Origin of the sequence: Vibrio sinaloensis, from assembly GCF_000808535.1 — a bacterium.
Lineage (GTDB): Bacteria > Pseudomonadota > Gammaproteobacteria > Enterobacterales > Vibrionaceae > Vibrio > Vibrio sinaloensis_D.
The window spans coordinates 30,506-49,300 of the sequence record NZ_JWLV01000006.1 but is presented as its reverse complement, the minus strand read 5'-3'; the positions used below and the strand labels follow the sequence as shown (position 1 = coordinate 49,300).

The window sequence follows — 18,795 nt, the reverse complement described above, 5'->3', positions numbered from 1 at the left end:
TAACTCATGGCATTTTGGAACAGGAAATCCGAGGTAGATACAGCGTTTAAAGCGCCGACACAAGATACCTTAACTCAAGATTTTGAGGTTGAGGAGCAAGGAATATCAAAAGAGCAGTTGCTGTGTGCGTTAAATGCTGCTCAAACGGCGTTGATGATGATAGACCGGGATTTCAATATCACCTACATCAATAAAAAATCGATTGAGTTGCTTAAAGTGCATGAGGCTTTGTTTCGTTCGGTGTGGCCCAACTTCCAAGCGACCGAAGAGTTTTTGCTCGGTTACTGTATTGATGCTTTCCACGTTAACCCTAGCCACCAGCGACAACTGCTATCGAATCCTTCAAACCTGCCATACACCACCAACATCAAAGTGAAAGATGTTCAAATCGAGCTCAATGTCGGTGCCATCATTGATGCGCACGGCCAGTACGTGGGGAATACGCTCGAGTGGAAAGATGTGACGGAAGAGCTGGCGAAAGAGCGTGAGATTGGTCGATTGGTTTCTGCGGTGGAAGGGATGACCACCAACCTAATGATGGCGGATAAAGATGGCATCATTACTTACCTCAACCCGTCGCTAAAAGCGCTGTTGAGCAGCCGAGAACGGGATCTGCAAAGTGTGTTGCCAGGGTTTGATGCCAGTAATCTTGTCGGAAAAAATATTGACGTCTTTCATAAAAATCCTAGCCATCAGAGAAACATTATTGCCAATCCTGATCGCTTGCCATTCTCTTCCAACATTGCGGTAGGTTCACTTGAATTTAATCTCACCTGTATCGCGATGCGTGATGGGCAAGGAAACTACATTGGTCCTGCGCTGCAATGGGTCGACATTACAGAGCAGCAAGATGGGCAACGACAAGTCGAAGCTCTGATCCAAAAAGCGATCGATGGCGAGCTAAGCGAGCGTATTGATACCAGCGTGTACAGCGGTTTTATGAAAGAGCTGGGTGATGGAATCAATAACTTGCTCGACACCATGGTTGCGCCGCTTGGCCAATGTATCGATGTTATGAGCCAAGTGGCGGATGGGGATCTCAATAGCACCATGTCTGACGACAACAAAGGTGAATTTGGACGACTGTCTGACGCGGTAAACACCTCCATTATCAACTTACGTAACATGGTCGAGAAAATTACCCATTCATCAGCCCGTGTTGCGACCGCCTCCACCGAGATTGCGGAGGGGAACAACGATCTCAGTCAGCGCGTCGAAGCGCAAGCGTCTAACTTGGAAGAGACCGCGGCGAGCATGGAGCAGATGACAGCCACAGTAAGGCTCAATGCTGACAACGCCAAAGGTGCCAATGACCTCGCCGATGACGCCAGTAAAAAAGCCAGCAAAGGTGGTGAAGTGGTCGGTCAGGTGGTCTCTGCCATGGCGGAAATAAATTCTGCGAGCAAGAAAATCGCCGACATTATTGGCGTGATTGATGAAATCGCCTTCCAAACCAACCTTCTAGCGCTGAACGCGGCGGTGGAAGCCGCCAGAGCAGGCGAGCAGGGGCGCGGCTTTGCCGTTGTCGCGGGGGAAGTTCGTAACCTCGCCCAACGCAGTGCCGCTGCGGCTAAAGAAATTAAGGGGCTGATCAAAGACAGCGTCGAGAAAGTGGATGAAGGCTCCCGATTAGTGGATGAGTCAGGTGAAACGCTCAGTGAGATCGTTGATGCGGTTGCGAAGGTGAGCGAGTTGATCGCGCAAATCGCCTCATCAAGCCTAGAGCAATCAACCGGCATTGATGAGATCAACCGTGCGGTGGCGACCATGGATGAAATGACGCAACAAAATGCCTCCCTTGTCGAACAGACATCTGCGGCAAGCCAATCGCTTAAAGATGAAGGTAAGCAACTCCTCAATTTGATGAACTTTTTTGCCACAGACAGCAACGTGACCACATTTGAAAGCCGGACTAAAGAGTCTGGGCACAAAGGCAACGTCAGGGAAATAAGAACGCCAAAGGTCGCTAACTCACGCTTAAAGCTAGAAGAGGACGGAGATGAATGGGAAGAGTTCTAGTTCAAACTGAGTCAAGGATGCCCGACAAGCCAGAATTTGAGCTTACTGATCAAGACTTTAAGTTCATTCAGTGGTTTATGCACAAACATGCGGGCATTTACTTCTCAGACAGAAAGAGAACCTTGGTCTACGGTCGTATTAGCCGCCAGCTGCGACGATTGCGGCTAAAGCGTTTTGCCGAGTACAGAACTCTGATAGAGCAAAACAGTGAAGAGCGCATCTGTTTCATCAACTGCTTAACCACGAATAAAACCCAGTTTTTCCGTGAATACCACCATTTTGATTTTATGGAGAAAGTACTGCTTTCAGAGTGGGCACAGCAAGGTAAGCGGAACATTCGAATCTGGTCTGCGGGGTGTTCAACCGGTGAAGAGCCTTACAGTTTCATTGCGTCACTCCACACGGCCAATGCGCTAGAGCAGTTTGACTCAATAGAGATAACGGCAACGGATCTGGATACCCGTGTCCTCGAGGTTGCCGAGCAAGGTATTTACGATGAAGAGGCGTTAAAAGCGATTCCGATTAAGTACCTCAAGCCCTGTTTTGTAAAAGGGATTGGTCGCCATAGTGGCAAAATTAAAGTGCGTCTAGGGCTGCAAAAAATGATTCAATTTCAAAGGCTGAACTTGCTGGAAAATTGGTCGTTTGAGCAGCGATTTGACGTGATTTCTTGCCGAAATGTGATGATCTACTTCGATAAGAAAACACAACAAGAGCTGATTACACGGTTTCATCAACAGTTAAGCCCCAACGGCGTGCTGTTTATTGGTCACTCAGAAAGTATGCCTGCCGATTTTGACGGCTTCCATCATCTTGGCCACACCATTTACGTAAAGAAATAAGGGACAAGGATGATAGGCATACGACAGGAGAAAACCCAAGCGCCCACCGCGCATTTTAATCGCTTCTACCATCCACAGAGAGAGAAGCACATCGTTAAGGTGACGCCCGGTGGTGTCTATTGTACCCAGCGCTCTGATGAGTTAATCGCAACGGGGCTTGGTTCATGTATCGCTGCGTGTGTTTGGGACGAGACGGCCAACGTCGGAGGAATGAACCATTTCCTACTGCCGTTTGACAACTATAGTCAGATCAAAAGTTGGCAGCCGGAGTCATTGGTTTCTACCGCCTCTCGTTATGGTATTCACGCCATGGAGATGTTGCTGAACGCATTAATTGAACGAGGGGCAGAGCGAGACAATTTACAGTTTAAGCTGTTTGGTGGCGCTCAGATGCTCGGCAGACATTCGATGATCGGGGCGAAAAACGTCGCCTTTATTCTCAAATATGTGGAGCAAGAGCAACTCAAGGTTATCGCACAAGATCTTGGCGGGCTAGAGCCAAGAAAAGTAATGTTCGACCCTATTAGTGGTAAGGCGTGGCTAAAACGCATCCCATTTACTGAAGTCCACCGGTTACAACATCAAGAAGAAAAATACGCCCATCAGTTGGATAGAGAGAGTCATCGCAAGCATGACGATGACGTGGAGTTATTTTAATGAAAAAGATCAAAGTACTAGTGGTTGATGACTCGCCCGTATTTCGCGCACTACTGGCAGAGTTGATCAACGCCGATCCCGATCTTGAGGTGATCGCCTTGGCTGCCGATCCTTATGAAGCGCGAGAGATGATCAAACGTCACAACCCAGATGTACTGACCTTAGATATTGAAATGCCGAAAATGAATGGTGTCCAGTTTCTGAAAAATCTCATGCGCTTGCGTCCTATGCCTGTGGTGATGATTTCGACCTTAACCCAGCATGGCGCACAGGCCACCTTAGCGGCATTGGAATATGGAGCGGTCGACTATTTTCCCAAACCCTCGGTTGATAGCACGGCAGAAATGGTCAACTACAAGCGCGAAATCAACGAGAAAATTAAGGTCGCCGCTGGAGCAAACGTTGCTCAGGAAACCCACCTTGAGCATGGCACACAGGTGGCTAAAGTTTCTGCGCCAAGCCGCACAAGCATTGAGTTGATTGCTATCGGTGCCTCAACAGGAGGAACAGAAGCGGTCAAGCAGGTGCTGTCATCACTGCCCGCGGGGCTGCCTCCTGTCATCATTACTCAGCACATCAGTGCGATGTTTTCTGGCTCCTTCGCCCAGCGACTGGATGAGAGCTGCGCCCTTAACGTTAAGGAGCTCGCGGCTAATCGCGCTCCACTGGTCAATGGCTGTGCTTATGTTGCTCCGGGTGACAAACACTTGGTTGTCGTACGAAGAGGCACACACCTTTACTGCCAGCTGGATGATCGCCCTGCGGTGAATCGTCATAAACCCTCGGTGGATGTGATGTTTGACACGGTTGCAGAGACCGTAGGCAAACAGTCAATTGGGGTGATATTAACGGGCATGGGGCAAGATGGCGCAAGAGGCATGCTCGGTATGAGAAACGTAGGCGCGCGAACCATCGCTCAAGACCAAGCCACTTCTGTGGTGTGGGGAATGCCTCGAGTAGCGGTTGAACTCGAGGCTGCGGAATCGGTGGTGCCACTGGGTAAAGTGTCTGAGCAAATTTGCCACTACTTATCGAGTGATAACCATTAGACAGGTCAAGCAAGGAGAGCGTTATGAAAACACCACTATTATCGATTAAGCCTCGATACTTCCTTGCCGTGACGACGCAAGTACTATTGCTGACGTTTGCTGTGACACAAGCCTCCACCTTGCTGGTTGTCTCGGCCATGATCGCCGTCGCCGCGATTCCGTGGTTTGTGTTTCCACGAGGAACGGTCCCTGTGGAACTGGATGTCAAGCCACCTGTAAGCACTGAGACTTGCAAGCAGAAAACGGCTGACATGGCCCCCTTACTTTCATTGCTTGCCTCCCAGCTTCACGAGCCTCTCAATCATCAAAAAGGGGTGATTGATGAATCCGTTGAAACACTTAACGAAAGTTACTTTGAACTGCAAAAACTGGCGCAAGAGCAAAACCAAATCACCGCTGAGCTGGTAGAGAATTTATTGGGCCAGTCGGGGAGCGATAACGACATCAGTCAGGTTCTGCCCAAAACCGAAGCCATCATCCGAAACTTTGTCGATACGCTGGTGCAAGTTTCTGAAAAGAGTATTTCCGCAGTGCACAGCATTCACGATATGTCCGAGAAGCTCGATGCGGTGTTTAAGCTATTAGAGCAAGTTCGCGGCTTGTCAGAGCAAACCAACCTGCTGGCGCTTAATGCTGCAATTGAGGCTGCGCGCGCTGGAGATGCTGGGCGAGGGTTTGCCGTTGTGGCTCAGGAAGTGCGTAACTTGTCCCACAAAGCGGAAGAGCTCAACAACCAGATTGAACAAGAGATCAATATTGCTCAGCTCACGGTCAAAGAGGCGAACCAAACTGTGGGAGAAATGGCCTCGATTGATATGACCGAAGCGATAGAGTCAAAAGACAAAGTGGACGAAATGCTCAGAGGCGTACAGCGGGTCAACGTCTCAATCGAGCATGAAATACAAAAAATCAGTGACAGCGGTGAGCGGTTACATGTTCAGGTGGATAACGGCGTACGAGCATTGCAGTTCGCTGATATTGTTGTCCAGCAAGGGGATTATGCCAAACAGACCGTCGACTACTTGCTGGCGTTTTCTCAACTGTGTGATGAGTGGAATCAGCAACGCATCGACGCGGAGCAGTTTATCCAAGCCACGCAAGAGCTGTATTCGCAAGTGCAACATCGAGATGGCCCCGCGGCCTCTCAGTCTAGTATCGAAGAGGGAGAGGTCGAGCTCTTCTAACGCTGTTTTTGCTTTGTACTCCAATGGAGGAACCCTATATGTCAGTAGAAGCTCAGGTAGACTCAGGCTCAAGGCACGTCACCATCTTAATCGAAGGGGCGTTTGGCTTTAACTTAGTGCAAGATTTTCGTCGCTGCTACACCGACCGGCGAGATCACCGTTTTACCATCGACTTACGTAAAGTGGATTACATCGATAGTGCTGGGCTTGGAATGCTGCTCAATATGCACAGTTATTTGGAGCAAGATGACGGCATGATCCGCATCACCAACACCTTGCCTCAAGTGCGTAAAATTTTGATCATTTCTCGCTTCGATAAGAAGTTCTCAATTGAGTAGACTCAAGGAGAAGCTATGCATGTCATGATTGTTGATGACCATGCAACAAACCGCGAGCTGTGTCGGTTTATGCTCGGTCATATCGCAGAAAAGACGACTCTGTTTGAAAACGGACAAGGTGTCGTGAATGCAATGGAACAGATGGACACCTTGCCGGATGTTATCCTCCTTGACGTGATGATGCCGATAAAAGATGGATTCACCACGGCGAAAGAGATTCGCAACGCATTCCCGAACATTCACATTCCGATTATCTTTCTTACCGTGCTTGATGATCACGCGTCGTTCGAAAATTGCCTGCATTATGGGGATGATTTTATTCTTAAACCTGTCGAACGCAGTGTTTTGTTGGCAAAAGTACAGGCGCACTATCGCATTGTCCGAATGCATAATGAGGTCACAGAGCAGCGTGATGAGCTGCGTCATTTCCATGAGCAGGTTCGCTACGACTACGCCATTGCAGAAAGTATTTTCTCCAATCTGATGGAAGAGATGAGCTCTCAGGTCAACAATATTTATGGGATTAACTACATTTCCACGCCTTCAACGGTGTTTAATGGCGACTTGATTGTTGTCGCCCACCGACCTCATGGTGGGGTCTACGTAATGATTGCAGACGCTACAGGCCATGGGCTGCCTGCGGCTATTTCTGCTATTCCTGCGACTCGCGCGTTCTTCTCTATGGCGGCGAAAGGATTGTCGCTCGGAGAAATTGTCAGCGAAATTAATGACGCCCTAGTGCGCTTTTTGCCGATGGGCATGATGCTCGCCGCCAGTGTCTTTGAAATTCGGGCCAACGGGTTTGAAGTCTCTTGGTGGGGAGGCGGGTTGCCGGATGGTTATGTGATTAACCCAGATGGTTCAATCGATCGCCGACTGGTTTCAAGGCACATGCCGCTTGGCGTGCTCAAGCCAAGGGAGTTTGAAACCGATCTTGTCCATATGAAGCTTGAGCCAGACCAGCAGATCATTTGCTATACCGATGGGGTGATTGAAGCGTGCAACCGAGAAGGAGAGCAATTTGGTCTTGAGCGCCTAGAAAAAGCGCTTGCTAGCCCACGCCCTGTGATTCCTGTTTTATATGATTCTGTGCGCCGATTTGCCCACAAAAAAGTCGATGATGACTTGTCGATATTATCAATGAAGTTCCCCATCTCCAGTACCAAAGAGCCAGACTTAAAAAGTGAGCAGATCAATATCAACAAAGTACCGATACACTCTACGCTTGATTTCCCTGCTCCAGTGTTGAGAAGTGTGAACGTGATGACCGAAGTCAGGCAGTATCTAAGCGGTATCTTATACATGGGAGCACATCTCGATTTGGTTTGCTCGGTGCTCTCTGAGCTGTTTGCCAATGCGATTGAACATGGTTTACTCAAATTAGATTCGTCGATCAAAGAGCAGCCGGATGGCTTCTTCTTGTTTTACCAGATGCGTGAAGAACGTTTAAAAACTCTTGATGATGATGCTTGGCTGAAGCTGAGTCTCACTTATGAGCCAAATGAAGCTCAGTTGATGATGGTGCTCGAACACAATGGCGAGGGGTTCGAATACAAACCGCCGCAACAAGGTGATGGACCGCCGCGCAGTTATGGTCGCGGTATCATGTTGGCCAAAGCGCTTTGTTCTTCACTAGACTATTCCTGTAGCGGGCGCTGTGTGACGGCCGTCTACTCGTTGAAAGAGGAGCATCATTTTCCCACGTAGCGGAGTTCAGATTTACAGTGTAAAAAATTTATTAAAGTGACCTACGCTCTAATTTGTCACACTTGTGATACAGCTAGGCGAGCAAATTGCATACACTCAAGTGAGGACGTAAAACGGGCTGATTGTACATGTGGGATAAATTTGTTGCCTTGTCAGAAGATCACCGAGCTGTTGTCGCGACCTTGTCGCCTAGCATTTCGGTGGATGGAAATTTTGATACGCGAGGGTTAGAGGAAGCATTAGCTGCGATAGGAGCGAGTGAGTTTTTTGTGATTGATGAATCGGTTACCCGCTTTATCAATCTAGCCAAAGAGAGCGCGGGGGAAGCCTACTCAGGGGTGACCATCGCCGAAGTAAGGGATGCCACGGTCGAGGTTGTGCTTTCAGAACACGATATGCTGGCGAGCATGGTGGTCACCGGAGCGTACAAAGGTGAGCCTCTTAAAGGACCACAAATTGTCCACGCGCTCGCACAAGCCCATGTAACTAAGGGCATCAATAAACTGGCGCTTAAAAAAGTGCTCATCATGAGCCATCAACTCAAACCTGGCGAAACCTACACACAGCCGGTCGCCAAAGGCAAAAATCCGGTACAAGGCCAAGACGCCAAATTCATCCCTCTGGTTAAAGATCCCACCAAACAAGTCTTAGCACCCAAAGAAGATCAGCAAGATGGCAAAGTCGATATGCTCAATTTGGGCGAGACGATTACGGTATCTGAAAATGATCCTTTGATGAAACGCATTCCTGCAACCAAAGGGGAGCCAGGTCTTACCGTGCAAGGCAAAGTGATTCCTCCTAAACCCGGCAATGACAGTGTTCTTAAAGAGGGCAAAGGTTCTGCAATCTCGCCGCAAAACCCCAACGTATTGATTGCTACCGTTTCAGGTATGCCGATGATCAAAGAGAAAGGTGTTGAGGTTGAAGACGCCCTCTGTTTACCGACCATTGGTGTGGCGACGGGCCATGTCAAGTTCAAAGGCAACGTCGTTGTTCTGGGCGACATTGAGTCCGACATGGTGGTGCGGGCAACCGGCACCTTAACTGTCGGCGGTTTTATTGAATCGGCCGATGTGCAAGTTCAAGGCGATATTCAAGTAGCGAAAGGTATCATTGGTCACAATGTTTCTGAAGGTGAAAAGCGCAGCTGTATTGTGAAATCTGGTGGCACGATCAGCGCCAATTATGCTCAGTTCTGTGAACTTCAAGCGGGCGAAGACATTCACCTCAACGTCCACTGTATGAACAGTGAAGTGCGTTGTGGTAAAGATTTGGTTGTGGTCGATGCTTCTGAAAAACATGGCACATTGAGTGGCGGTCACGCCAAAATTGGTGGCAAAGTTGTTTGTGTCGAGCTTGGTGTTGAGGGAGATACCGCCACTTATGTTGAGGCATTTGCTCGCTTCCAGATGTTTAAAGATCGCCAAGCAAAGCTGAAAGAGCAATATACTCAAGCGCAAGAAGGCACCATGAGTGTCATTCGAAAAGAGTTAGAGTTTAAAAAGATCCCCAAATCACAACGTACGCCAGAGCAAGAACAAGAACTAGAAACCTTTAAGCAAGAAGCGAACGCTCACTTAGAAAAAGTCAAACACGCGCGAGACAACAATGAGCAGGAGCTCGAAGTGGCTTTGGAAGAGAATGTTATTGAGGTGAAAAGCAAGGTGTTCTCTCATGTGACGGTTCAGTTCGGGGAAGAGAAGATCATCACCAAGCGCTCTCATGGTCCGAGCATTTTCTCTTTCAACCAGTATGAGATTAAATGTCGTTCAATGCTGGATGAAGAGGCATTCGAAGAGGTTTAAGCGCAGTCAATCATCACACCTGTCACCCTATCTTGATTCGTTGAGGTAGGGTGATTTTTTATTTGGGCTAACGACGCTGACAGGTTGTGCAGCCGCGACACGCAGACCGTGTATGCTTGTCGAGTTGGCTGCGCTGAATTTTGCAGTAGGCGTTTTTTAAAGCGCGCCGGGCAGAGAACCAATCGTCAGGTTTTTCTAAGATTAGATAGCCGTTAAAGCGTTTGACCAGCTCCACGCGATGTTTGTCGATAAAACGGCTATCGAAGCCGATGTCAAAGTAGTCGAGCGCTTGTTCAATCGAGGCGAAACTGGCAATTTTCTGCTGGATGTCGACTTGGCTCATACACCGACATCTCTTTGCATAAAGACGAATTGTTCATTGTGTGAAACGCGCTTAAAGCCTAAGCGCTGATACAAGCTACCGACGCGATTGCCTTGCAGGTAACAGAGCTTGATTGGCAGGTGTAACTGATCCGCTTGGGTGATCACTTGATTCAGGACTTGGCTGCCAATGCCTTTGCCATGCCACTCTGGTAACAGAAAAAAGCGTCCAAAATAGAGATGATCGCTGTGGTGTTCAAGGAGATAACTGCCGACAGGTCGACCTTCTCGCTCGATGATCGTCGGTTTAGCTTGATGCCACTCTTTCTGGTGGAGCGCTCTTTGAATCTGTTCATCCCAGCCAAACACGGCTTTGATCGCATCATATTCTGCGGCTTTTTTGAGCTCGAATAAGAACTCATAATCTTGCGCATTCGCAGGGCGGGTAGTGTAGTCGAGCGACATATTAAGCGCCTTGTGAGCTAAGCAGTTTATCAATGGCACTTTTGCTGGTTTTGCCTATCTTTTGCATCAAAGCAAAACTGGGCTCTGAAATACCGCGAGACTGTAAATCATTGACCATCAGCATCCACAGTTTCGCCGTCATTTCGGCATCCGCCAACGCTCGGTGAAATACACCGTCATTGTCTATTTGCTTAAAACGGACAAGATCGCCTAACTTGTGGCTTGGGGCATCTTGGTTAAGGCGACGAGATACCAGCAAAGAGCAAGCAAACTCCCCCGAGTAAGCGGCGTTCACGCGTTCCAATTCATCATCAAGGAAACGTTTGTCAAACGAGGCGTTGTGGGCAACGAGGTTTTGACCTGCGATGAATTGCGCAAATTGAGCCATCACTTCATCGCAGGTTGGCGCATCGCGTAGCATGATATTGGTAATGCCTGTGTATCCTTCAATGAAGGAGCTAACGCGAAAGCCAGGATTCATCAACTGTTGGAAGGTGTCAACGACTTCACCATTGACCAACTTCACGGCGCCGATTTCTATCGCGCGGTCGCCCATGTTGGGTGACAAACCCGTGGTTTCAAAGTCGAGAACAACGACAGAGTTCGCAAGAGACATACTTCTTCCTAAGCCTAGTGATTTGGCTGTGAATTATAGGTTTGCAGTGCCAGAGGGTAAAGGAGTTATTCCGCCCGTCCAGCCAAGGAAACGCGAGTGATTAACCCACGTTTATCGACTGTTTGACAATATGGAACTGCTCACATTGATTGAACCGCGCAAATGCCTGTAACTCTTTTTCCAGCGCAGGCATAAAGTCATCAGTATTGGTTAATCCAGGCTCAAGGCTCAGATGCAAAACGTTGAGCGTGGCGCTTTTCTTATCCACTTTGCAGTCTGCCCTCGCAACGAGTTTGCCATCCCACAAAATCGGTAGAGAGAAATAACCAAATTGGCGCTTGGCTTCTGGCACATAGCACTCAATCAGGTAATCAAAGTTGAAAATGGCACTGGCGCGTTTACGTTGGATGAGCAAATTATCGAACGGTGACAGGATTCGTGCCTGCTTTCGATTCAAGCGTTTGCCAAGCAAATTCAACGATTTCACACAGGCGTAGTAAGGCTGATGATTAACCGTGATGGGTTCAATCTCGCCCATTTCCACCAACTCTCCAATGGCTTGGGTCACGCTCGTTTTTACATCCTTGAGTTGATACACCATCTCTTGAATCGTGCCAAAACCGTGCGCTTTTAAGTAACTGAGTACCAAAAATCGACCATGTTCTTGCGGGGTTGGTATAGAGGTGTCGATATTGTGGGGTAAGACTCGCTGCGTGAGATCGTAGACTTTATGAAAGCCGCGCCGCTTGGCAATCATTAAGTCACCTTGCATGTAGAGGTTTTCTAACGCTTGCTTGGTTGGCTTGGTGTGCCATCCATCGGTTTTATGTACTTTAGACTCGAAGTCTTTTGCCATTAATGGCCCTTCTGCTTCAATTCTTGCCAACACATTCTTCATGAGATCTCGATCTTTACAGTACCAGTGGCGCTGCTGACCAGACTTGATCGCGACTTTTCGCGGCAAACTGTAGCGGTAATTGCTCATCGGCAAATACGCAGCGGCATGAGACCAATACTCGAAGACTTGGCGATCGGCGACCAGTTGATCAAGGTGTTTGGGTTGATAGCCGGGGTTTCGACTCCATAAGGTGTGGTGGTGGGCTCGCTGGACAACAGAAATGGTATCGATCTGGATATAACCCAGTTGTTCAAAGGTGTTTAGAGTTTTGGCGTAGCTGCTGCCTTTTACGCCTGCTGTCGGTAGTCCTTGGGACAGCAATGCCAGTTTTTGCGCTTGCGCTAGGGTGAGTGATTGCATTGAAGTTGAGCATTCCTTGCACGTGTATGCGTCTATATTTTTGGCTCTGTATGGTTGCATGCTGTTATTGGGCCAGCAAGCGGCTGCTGTATATTTCCCTCACAATAATTCACCTCACTAATAAGAAAATTATCTTTTATTGAAATTTTTGCAGAGAAGATCCGCTCTCTATTTCTGCGATGAGCAAATTATCCGCAGTCGCACAATGGGTATTGCTGCTCAGATATGGGCACTGAGTAGCTGAAATAGGGACGAAAGCATGATCGATTTTGCGACGACGATGGAAGCGTGGTTGTTTCAGGACAATCTCTCATTATCGATGCTTTTTGTTGGCGTTGTTTTGCTGTCGTACCTGTTAGAAGACTTGGCGATCATCACCGCTGCGACCCTGTCGGTTGAGCATATTATGCCGCCAAGTTTGGCCCTAGCAGCAATCTTTGTCGGTATCAGCTCTGGCGATATGGGCTTGTACCTGTTGGGTAAGCTGGCGAAAAAAGTGGCGTGGTTTCGCTATCGTCTACTGCGCTATCACAGGGCGAGAAAACTGCGTCGAACTTTGCATCAGCAAGCATTCAAGACGCTGTTTATCGTTCGCTTTGTTCCGGGGCTTAGAACTGTGGGCTTTACCCTAAGTGGATTTTTAGATGTGCCGAAAGTGACGTTTTTGCTTGCGGTGATCACGGCGACAGGGCTGTGGACATTGCTGGTGTTTGGCTCTTTTTTCCAGTTGGGGAATGCCGCTTGGTTGCAAGAGAGCCAAGGAGCATGGCTGCTGATTCCCGCAGGGCTGTGCCTGATGTTGCTCATCAATAAACTGATTACTAGAACCTTCTTAAGGGATGCGTATGACACAGCACGCTAACATAGAGGTGATTCCTTCAGGACGAGTCAATGCCGGAATGCCGGTTTTGCATCAACCTAAGCGGGTCATTTCGCCATTCGAGTTTTTACCGACCTGGTTTTTTTATACGCCTGTCGTCATTCAAAGTGCGGCGCTGAGTTTAGCACATCGTGATTGGGCGCTGCCGCTGATTGCTAATCCCGCGATTAAGCTAAGCGGCATGGTGGGTGAGTCCAAGCATGACATCTTCGCCTCTGCTGGAGAGCAAACCAAGCGCTGGATTCTGCCGTTTGTTACGTTAACCAAAACCCCATTGCCTTGTGCCAAATTGGTCGAAGAGGCAAAGCATCAACTCGCAGGCTTAGGGCTTGGTTATCCCTTGGTGGCAAAGCCGGATTTGGGCTGTCGTGGCGTTGGGGTAAAGCTGATTCGCAATGATAAGCAGCTGCACGATTACATTGAAACCTTCCCTCAAGATGGGCGTTTTCTATTGCAACAAAAGTCTTCTCATCAAGCGGAAGCGGGCGTGTTTTATGTCAGGCAGCCGGGAGAAACCCGCGGAAAAATTATCTCCATCACGCTGAAGTATTCACCTTATGTGGTCGGAGATGGTAAGTCGACACTCAAACAGTTAATTGAGCAGTGCCCTCGCGCTGGAAAACTTCAGCACCTTTATCTCCCTCGTCATTCTCACCAATTAGAGCAAGTGATTGAAAATAAGGACGAGTTTCAATTGGCATTTGCAGGCAGTCATTCACGGGGGGCGATCTTTCGCGACGGTAACCGATTTATCACCGAGCAGTTAGAGCGCAAACTCGATCTCGTACTCGGTGATTTTGACGGGTTTCACTACGGTCGCTTGGACATTAAGTTCCGAGATATCCATGCGCTCATGCAAGGGGAGCATTTCGATATCCTTGAAATTAACGGCGCGAGCAGTGAAGCGGCGCATATTTGGGACAGCGACACGCCGCTGAGCCACATTTTTGCCACCTTGCTCAAGCAGTATCGATTGCTGTACCAGATTGGCTCAAAACACAAGAAACAAGGTATTGGCTCTCCGTCATTGGGTGCGCTTCTTAGCGCATGGCGAGAGGAAAAACTACTGACTCAGCAATACCCCATGACGGATTAATTTGTTTAGGAAGCGCAATAATGAAAAACACCCAAGTTGACACGCTATCGCTTAACCAAACTCACGCTTCGCAAGCGGTGGTCGGTTGCATTGAAACATTGAACCAAGGTTACGAGTTTCTCGAAACTCTGAGTGCCGACGACTACGTCTACCTTGCTCAGCCACATGTAAGCAGCTCCATTGGCGAGCACTTTCGTCATTGGCTTGATCTGTTTCATGCCATTCGCCTTGAACCTCGACGGATTGACTACAACGTTCGCCGGCGCGGCCATCAGGTAGAACGAGACATCAACGTCGCCAAACAAGAGATCAGCGAACTGATCGAGTGGCTGTTTGAGCTACCGACTGGAGAGCTTCATCAAGGCGTTGCCGTTGAGACCGAGGTGCTGCTATCACAAACGCAAGTGGAGGAAGTCTCTTCTACCTTGGTGCGTGAGCTTACGTTTGCTGCGCTACATGCAACGCACCACTTCGCGATGGCTAAAGTGGTCGCCTCGATTCGCGGTGTGACCTCTGATTGCCGTTTTGGGGTTGCCCCTGCCACGGCGACGTATCAAAGAGCGCAATAGCCTATGTGTACATTATCTTGGGTCTACCATGGGAATACTCATTATGAGGTTTACTTCAATCGTGATGAGCAACGCGCGAGGTTGCCCGCGATTGAGCCGCAAAACCTCATCATTGATGGCGTGAACTGCGTTATGCCAATCGATCCAGTCGGCGGCGGCAGTTGGATTGCGACCAACGAGCATGGTGTGACCATCTGTTTACTGAACTTCTACCAAGGTGGCACCCCAAAAGGGGAGTTGGTAAGTCGAGGCATGATCATTAAGCGACTCGCAAGCAGTGGCTCTAGCCAAATGGTAGAGCGTCGATTGCTAGAGATGGATCTGTCGTGTTTTGCCCCCTTTACTTTGGTGCCTTTTGACACGCGTCGCAGCGCAAACGAGAGCGTTGTCTGGACTTGGAATGGTTCGACACTGGTGCGCAGTCATGCAACGGCACCGATTGTCTCTGCGGCGATGCATTTTGAACAGGCAAGAGAGTTTAGAGTGACGCTGTTTGATGCCCTGACAGGCAGTATTGAGCGCGATAAGTTAGGCTTTCAGTTCCATCACTCGCATGATGATGCCGCGCCTCACTTATCCCCTTTGATGAAGCGAGATGATGCACGAACGGTGAGCTTTACGTCTGTCGTTGTTTCGCCTAATCAACAGACCATGATTTATCGATCGTTTGACGATGACCACAAGATTGATTTTCAGTCTTCTTTGCAGTGCCGCAACCATGATGCTATTCAACAAGGAGTTTTCAAATGAAAAAACTATTTGCCCTACTGACGATGTTGGTCAGTTTCTCGACTGTCGCTGCTGATGAAATCTACACCGGCTTTTTTAGCAATAAAGCGCTTGATGGCTACGATACGGTGGCGTATTTCACGCAAGGCAAACCTGTGAAAGGGAATAGCCAATGGCAAACCGAATTCAAAGGCGCCGATTGGTATTTTTCTTCACAAGAGCACCTCGACAAGTTTAAAGCGGATCCCAACGCTTATGCTCCCCAATATGGCGGTTATTGCGCTTGGGCGATCTCAGAGAAAAATGATTTTGCTGCCGCCGATCCAAAAGAGTGGGCGATTGTCGACGGCAAGCTTTACCTCAACTACAACGCAGAAGTGAAGAGCTGGTGGGATGATGACCGCGCACGTCATATTTTGGCGGCTGATAAGAATTGGCCAGCGCTGATTAAGTAGCGGTGTTGCATCTATTTCTGAGGAATGGTTAAGGAGCTTATGATGATCACCAGTCCGTTTCGATTACCACGTAAAACCCCTTTTGGTATCGGAGAGTCGATAGTTGAATGGGCAACCGGTTTATCTACCCTTGACCGTTTATATCGACAAGAATCTCTGCCTGAAGACAGCTTTGAGTTCATGCAAGAGACGCTCGCGCGAATTGGCACTCAGTATCAAGTCGATCATGGGAGCTTAGAGAGTGTGCCCATTGAAGGCTCGGTATTAATTGTTGCCAATCACCCTTTTGGTGGCATTGAAGGGGTGATCCTCGCTTCGTTGATTTCTCGGGTGCGCAAAGATGTGAAAGTGCTCGCCAATGAGCTACTTAAACGCATCCCTGAGCTCGACGATCTGTTTATTGGGGTGAATGTCTTTGGTGGAGAGCAGGCAAGGCGGACCAATCGTCTTGCCATCAAAGAAGCCAATCAACATTTAAAGCAAGGTGGAGTGTTGATTCTCTTCCCTGCAGGCGAAGTTTCCGCTTGGCAAGCGAGCGAAAACAAAATCACAGACAAAGCGTGGAGTCAGTCGGTGGCGAAGTTTGTGAAACATGCCGAAGCCACGACGGTTCCGATTTTTATTAACGGTATGAACAGCCCACTGTTTTACCAAGCGGGAAGGATTCATCCACTGCTTAGGACAGCGTTATTGGGTCGTGAGCTCCTAAACAAATCCGGTCAAACCATCTCTGTATCGGTGGGAAATCCGATCCCGTACAATGAAGTGAAAGACTTCGACAGTGATGATGACATCACGCAGTACTTTCGCCTCAATACATATTTGATGGGTAGCCAAAAGCGCCAGCAAGTTGCACAACAGCCGTTGAACGGCGCCCATTCGAATAGTTCCGAAGCGTCGATCATCACCCCCATTGCGCCCGAGTTGCTTGAACAAGAGTTGGAGCGTATGACCGATTTTAAACTGCTCGAACAAGGCGAGTTTTCGGTTTACTGCGCGCCCAGTGAGGTGATGCCAAACATGATGCGAGAAATTGGTCGCGTCCGTGAGGAGAGCTTTCGTGAAGTGGGAGAGGGTAGCGGTTTAAGTTGCGATCTTGACCGTTTCGATGCTCATTATCATCAGCTGTTTGTCTGGCATAACACCCATCGTGATTTGGTTGGTGCCTATCGTTTAGGGCTGGTCGATGAGCTTATGGCGCAGGGGGGAATCGACGCGCTCTATTCCACAAGTTTATTTAAGTATGATGAGGCCTTTATTGACACCTTGGGCCAGTCTATTGAGCTTGGTCGCTCGGTTGTGGCGAAACGTTATCAGCGCAATATGCATTCGCTGCTGTTGCTCTGGAAGGGAATCGCCGGCTTTGTACAGCGCAACCCGAAGTACACCCATCTATTTGGCCCAGTTAGCATCAGTAACGACTACAGCCCAGTGGCTCGGCAGCTGATTGCGTCGGTGATGACGGTGCATTATTACGATGATGAAAAAGCCAAGCTGGTGTCACCCACCACGCCACTGGAGAAAAGCGGTCAAGAGTTTTGGCGCCCCGACATGCTCAGTTCCTTGGCCAAGTTACCGCTGCTGTCCAAAGTGCTTAGTCGCCTAGAACAAGGGATGGGATTGCCTGTTTTGCTAAGACAATACCTAGGTATGAATGGAAAGTTGGTCTGTTTTAACGTTGATCCTGCGTTTAACTTCGCGCTAGATGGGTTGATCGTCGTGGATCTCACCTCTGTGTCTGCGCGAACGCTGGGTAAATACATGGGTCGTGAAGAAGCGCAGCGCTATTTAGACTCTCACCTCTAACTATTTCACTTAACGCCTAATAAAGCCGTTGATTTCAGCGGCTTCACGGCGCTTTTACATAGATTGATTTCGAATCAGTCAGAAGGTTTCGAGCTAGTCGTATTGGTCGGGCTTGCGATACTCTTCGATTAGATTACAAGGATTGTTATGCCGACCTCACTGACTCTACCCATTACACTTATTGCATTTGCTGCCAACTCGTTTTTTTGCCGTTTTGCTTTAGCGGAAGGCTCGATTGACCCTGGCTCGTTTACCTTGATTCGACTTGTGTCAGGGGCGCTCACTCTGTCGATCATTTTATTGTTTCGACGTCAGCTGGAATCTTCTTTTTTTAAAAGCCGTTTGAGCTGGTGGTCGGGAATGGCGTTGTTTGGCTATGCGGTGAGTTTTTCATTCGCTTATACCCAACTCAGCACCGGAACAGGGGCGCTGATATTGTTTGGTATGGTTCAGCTCACTCTCGTCGCATTCCATGTTTGGTCAGGTAACCGCCTTAAATCGGCAGAGTGGTTTGGTATTGCGATTGCGATATCGGGCTTTGTGATTTTGATGCTGCCATCAGCGCAAACGCCAAGTCTAGGCTCTGCTGTATTGATGATGATTTCTGGGGTGTTTTGGGCGGTATTTACCTTACTTGGCAGAAAAAGTGGTGTGGCTTCTGTCGCGATTACTCACGGTTTTGTACTAGCGAGCGTATTGGCGTTAGCAGTAAGTCCATGGTTGATGAGTATCGATAGTATTACGCTTCAGGGCATGGTTTGGGCATTGCTATCCGGTATTTTTGCTTCGGGGTTTGGTTATGTACTTTGGTATCAGGTGATGAAGCACATTTCCGTTCTGCAAGCCTCTGTGGCTCAACTGGCGGTCCCTGTGATTGCGTTCGCCGCCGGCAGTATTGGGTTAGGGGAGCCAATCACCCTAACCGCCGTGGTGTCATCACTGCTGGTATTGGGGGGAATTGGGGTGATATTTGTGGCTAAGGGGCGATAAATGCAATCA

The 18,795-nt window shown here is 48.7% G+C and carries 19 protein-coding genes; 15 read left to right on the top strand and 4 right to left on the bottom strand.

The features are described from left to right. Window positions 1-6 precede the first annotated feature (6 nt). From RJ47_RS04920 to RJ47_RS04885, 8 genes are all read left to right on the top strand, one after another. On the top strand, window positions 7-2,019 hold the full coding sequence (locus tag RJ47_RS04920; protein ID WP_039482035.1) for a methyl-accepting chemotaxis protein: 2,013 nt from the start codon (window positions 7-9) through the stop codon (window positions 2,017-2,019). Then, window positions 2,004-2,861: a CheR family methyltransferase gene (locus tag RJ47_RS04915; protein ID WP_039482032.1), complete on the top strand. Its 858-nt coding sequence runs from the start codon at window positions 2,004-2,006 to the stop codon at window positions 2,859-2,861. Before RJ47_RS04920 ends, RJ47_RS04915 begins: the two co-directional genes overlap by 16 nt. Before the next feature lie 9 nt (window positions 2,862-2,870). Continuing rightward, complete coding sequence (locus RJ47_RS04910; RefSeq protein WP_038135580.1) at window positions 2,871-3,518, top strand: chemotaxis protein CheD; 648 nt, start codon at window positions 2,871-2,873, stop codon at window positions 3,516-3,518. After that, window positions 3,518-4,567 (top strand): protein-glutamate methylesterase/protein-glutamine glutaminase, encoded by a 1,050-nt coding sequence (locus RJ47_RS04905; RefSeq protein WP_039482029.1) that lies wholly within the window; start codon window positions 3,518-3,520, stop codon window positions 4,565-4,567. Before RJ47_RS04910 ends, RJ47_RS04905 begins: the two co-directional genes overlap by 1 nt. 23 nt (window positions 4,568-4,590) lie before the next feature. Further along, window positions 4,591-5,751 (top strand): methyl-accepting chemotaxis protein, encoded by a 1,161-nt coding sequence (locus tag RJ47_RS04900; protein ID WP_039482026.1) that lies wholly within the window; start codon window positions 4,591-4,593, stop codon window positions 5,749-5,751. A 38-nt stretch (window positions 5,752-5,789) separates the two neighbouring features. Continuing rightward, window positions 5,790-6,089 carry an STAS domain-containing protein gene (locus RJ47_RS04895; RefSeq protein WP_038135572.1) on the top strand — a complete coding sequence of 100 codons (300 nt, stop codon included), beginning with the start codon at window positions 5,790-5,792 and terminating at the stop codon, window positions 6,087-6,089. A 15-nt stretch (window positions 6,090-6,104) separates the two neighbouring features. After that, a complete protein-coding gene (locus RJ47_RS04890; protein ID WP_039482023.1) occupies window positions 6,105-7,796 on the top strand; it encodes an ATP-binding SpoIIE family protein phosphatase in 1,692 nt (563 codons plus the stop codon). Between the two features lie 128 nt (window positions 7,797-7,924). After that, window positions 7,925-9,601: a DUF342 domain-containing protein gene (locus tag RJ47_RS04885; protein ID WP_005469220.1), complete on the top strand. Its 1,677-nt coding sequence runs from the start codon at window positions 7,925-7,927 to the stop codon at window positions 9,599-9,601. Between the two features lie 67 nt (window positions 9,602-9,668). On the opposite strand, the gene RJ47_RS04880 is transcribed toward RJ47_RS04885, so the two are convergent. From RJ47_RS04880 to RJ47_RS04865, 4 genes are all read right to left on the bottom strand, one after another. Beyond that, entirely contained in the window at window positions 9,669-9,944 is a 276-nt protein-coding gene (locus RJ47_RS04880) for a nitrogenase-stabilizing/protective protein NifW (protein WP_039482020.1), read from the bottom strand. After that, window positions 9,941-10,387, bottom strand: coding sequence for a GNAT family N-acetyltransferase (locus tag RJ47_RS04875; protein WP_039482018.1), 447 nt, complete (start codon window positions 10,385-10,387; stop codon window positions 9,941-9,943). The genes RJ47_RS04880 and RJ47_RS04875 overlap by 4 nt, the downstream gene beginning before the upstream one ends. A gap of 1 nt (window position 10,388) precedes the next feature. Next, window positions 10,389-11,003 carry a PolC-type DNA polymerase III gene (locus tag RJ47_RS04870; RefSeq protein ID WP_039482016.1) on the bottom strand — a complete coding sequence of 205 codons (615 nt, stop codon included), beginning with the start codon at window positions 11,001-11,003 and terminating at the stop codon, window positions 10,389-10,391. Between the two features lie 100 nt (window positions 11,004-11,103). After that, a complete protein-coding gene (locus RJ47_RS04865) occupies window positions 11,104-12,261 on the bottom strand; it encodes a winged helix-turn-helix domain-containing protein (RefSeq protein WP_039482012.1) in 1,158 nt (385 codons plus the stop codon). 259 nt (window positions 12,262-12,520) lie between these two features. On the opposite strand from RJ47_RS04865, the gene RJ47_RS04860 reads away from it, so the two are divergent. The 7 genes from RJ47_RS04860 (at window position 12,521) to RJ47_RS04830 (ending at window position 18,786) form a co-directional block, all read left to right on the top strand. After that, a complete protein-coding gene (locus RJ47_RS04860; protein WP_005469223.1) occupies window positions 12,521-13,123 on the top strand; it encodes a DedA family protein in 603 nt (200 codons plus the stop codon). After that, complete coding sequence (locus tag RJ47_RS04855) at window positions 13,107-14,237, top strand: D-alanine--D-alanine ligase (RefSeq protein WP_039482010.1); 1,131 nt, start codon at window positions 13,107-13,109, stop codon at window positions 14,235-14,237. The genes RJ47_RS04860 and RJ47_RS04855 overlap by 17 nt, the downstream gene beginning before the upstream one ends. Window positions 14,238-14,257: 20 nt before the next feature. Beyond that, entirely contained in the window at window positions 14,258-14,806 is a 549-nt protein-coding gene (locus tag RJ47_RS04850; protein ID WP_038135559.1) for a hypothetical protein, read from the top strand. A gap of 3 nt (window positions 14,807-14,809) precedes the next feature. Beyond that, window positions 14,810-15,556 carry an NRDE family protein gene (locus RJ47_RS04845; protein WP_039482008.1) on the top strand — a complete coding sequence of 249 codons (747 nt, stop codon included), beginning with the start codon at window positions 14,810-14,812 and terminating at the stop codon, window positions 15,554-15,556. Then, window positions 15,553-15,990 (top strand): YHS domain-containing (seleno)protein, encoded by a 438-nt coding sequence (locus tag RJ47_RS04840; protein WP_039482006.1) that lies wholly within the window; start codon window positions 15,553-15,555, stop codon window positions 15,988-15,990. Before RJ47_RS04845 ends, RJ47_RS04840 begins: the two co-directional genes overlap by 4 nt. Window positions 15,991-16,032: 42 nt before the next feature. Further along, window positions 16,033-17,796, top strand: coding sequence for a lysophospholipid acyltransferase family protein (locus RJ47_RS04835; RefSeq protein ID WP_039482003.1), 1,764 nt, complete (start codon window positions 16,033-16,035; stop codon window positions 17,794-17,796). Window positions 17,797-17,943: 147 nt separating this feature from the next. After that, entirely contained in the window at window positions 17,944-18,786 is an 843-nt protein-coding gene (locus RJ47_RS04830) for a DMT family transporter (RefSeq protein ID WP_039481998.1), read from the top strand. Window positions 18,787-18,795: the final 9 nt, after the last annotated feature.

Coding starts and splice junctions, on each gene's coding strand:
- RJ47_RS04845 (WP_039482008.1), top strand. CDS start 14,810: ATGTGTACATTATCTTGGGTCTACCATGGGAATACTCATTATGAGGTT.
- RJ47_RS04885 (WP_005469220.1), top strand. CDS start 7,925: ATGTGGGATAAATTTGTTGCCTTGTCAGAAGATCACCGAGCTGTTGTC.
- RJ47_RS04875 (WP_039482018.1), bottom strand. CDS start 10,387: ATGTCGCTCGACTACACTACCCGCCCTGCGAATGCGCAAGATTATGAG.
- RJ47_RS04860 (WP_005469223.1), top strand. CDS start 12,521: ATGATCGATTTTGCGACGACGATGGAAGCGTGGTTGTTTCAGGACAAT.
- RJ47_RS04865 (WP_039482012.1), bottom strand. CDS start 12,261: ATGCAATCACTCACCCTAGCGCAAGCGCAAAAACTGGCATTGCTGTCC.
- RJ47_RS04835 (WP_039482003.1), top strand. CDS start 16,033: ATGATCACCAGTCCGTTTCGATTACCACGTAAAACCCCTTTTGGTATC.
- RJ47_RS04900 (WP_039482026.1), top strand. CDS start 4,591: ATGAAAACACCACTATTATCGATTAAGCCTCGATACTTCCTTGCCGTG.
- RJ47_RS04905 (WP_039482029.1), top strand. CDS start 3,518: ATGAAAAAGATCAAAGTACTAGTGGTTGATGACTCGCCCGTATTTCGC.
- RJ47_RS04920 (WP_039482035.1), top strand. CDS start 7: ATGGCATTTTGGAACAGGAAATCCGAGGTAGATACAGCGTTTAAAGCG.
- RJ47_RS04855 (WP_039482010.1), top strand. CDS start 13,107: ATGACACAGCACGCTAACATAGAGGTGATTCCTTCAGGACGAGTCAAT.
- RJ47_RS04895 (WP_038135572.1), top strand. CDS start 5,790: ATGTCAGTAGAAGCTCAGGTAGACTCAGGCTCAAGGCACGTCACCATC.
- RJ47_RS04830 (WP_039481998.1), top strand. CDS start 17,944: ATGCCGACCTCACTGACTCTACCCATTACACTTATTGCATTTGCTGCC.
- RJ47_RS04910 (WP_038135580.1), top strand. CDS start 2,871: ATGATAGGCATACGACAGGAGAAAACCCAAGCGCCCACCGCGCATTTT.
- RJ47_RS04915 (WP_039482032.1), top strand. CDS start 2,004: ATGGGAAGAGTTCTAGTTCAAACTGAGTCAAGGATGCCCGACAAGCCA.
- RJ47_RS04870 (WP_039482016.1), bottom strand. CDS start 11,003: ATGTCTCTTGCGAACTCTGTCGTTGTTCTCGACTTTGAAACCACGGGT.
- RJ47_RS04890 (WP_039482023.1), top strand. CDS start 6,105: ATGCATGTCATGATTGTTGATGACCATGCAACAAACCGCGAGCTGTGT.
- RJ47_RS04850 (WP_038135559.1), top strand. CDS start 14,258: ATGAAAAACACCCAAGTTGACACGCTATCGCTTAACCAAACTCACGCT.
- RJ47_RS04880 (WP_039482020.1), bottom strand. CDS start 9,944: ATGAGCCAAGTCGACATCCAGCAGAAAATTGCCAGTTTCGCCTCGATT.
- RJ47_RS04840 (WP_039482006.1), top strand. CDS start 15,553: ATGAAAAAACTATTTGCCCTACTGACGATGTTGGTCAGTTTCTCGACT.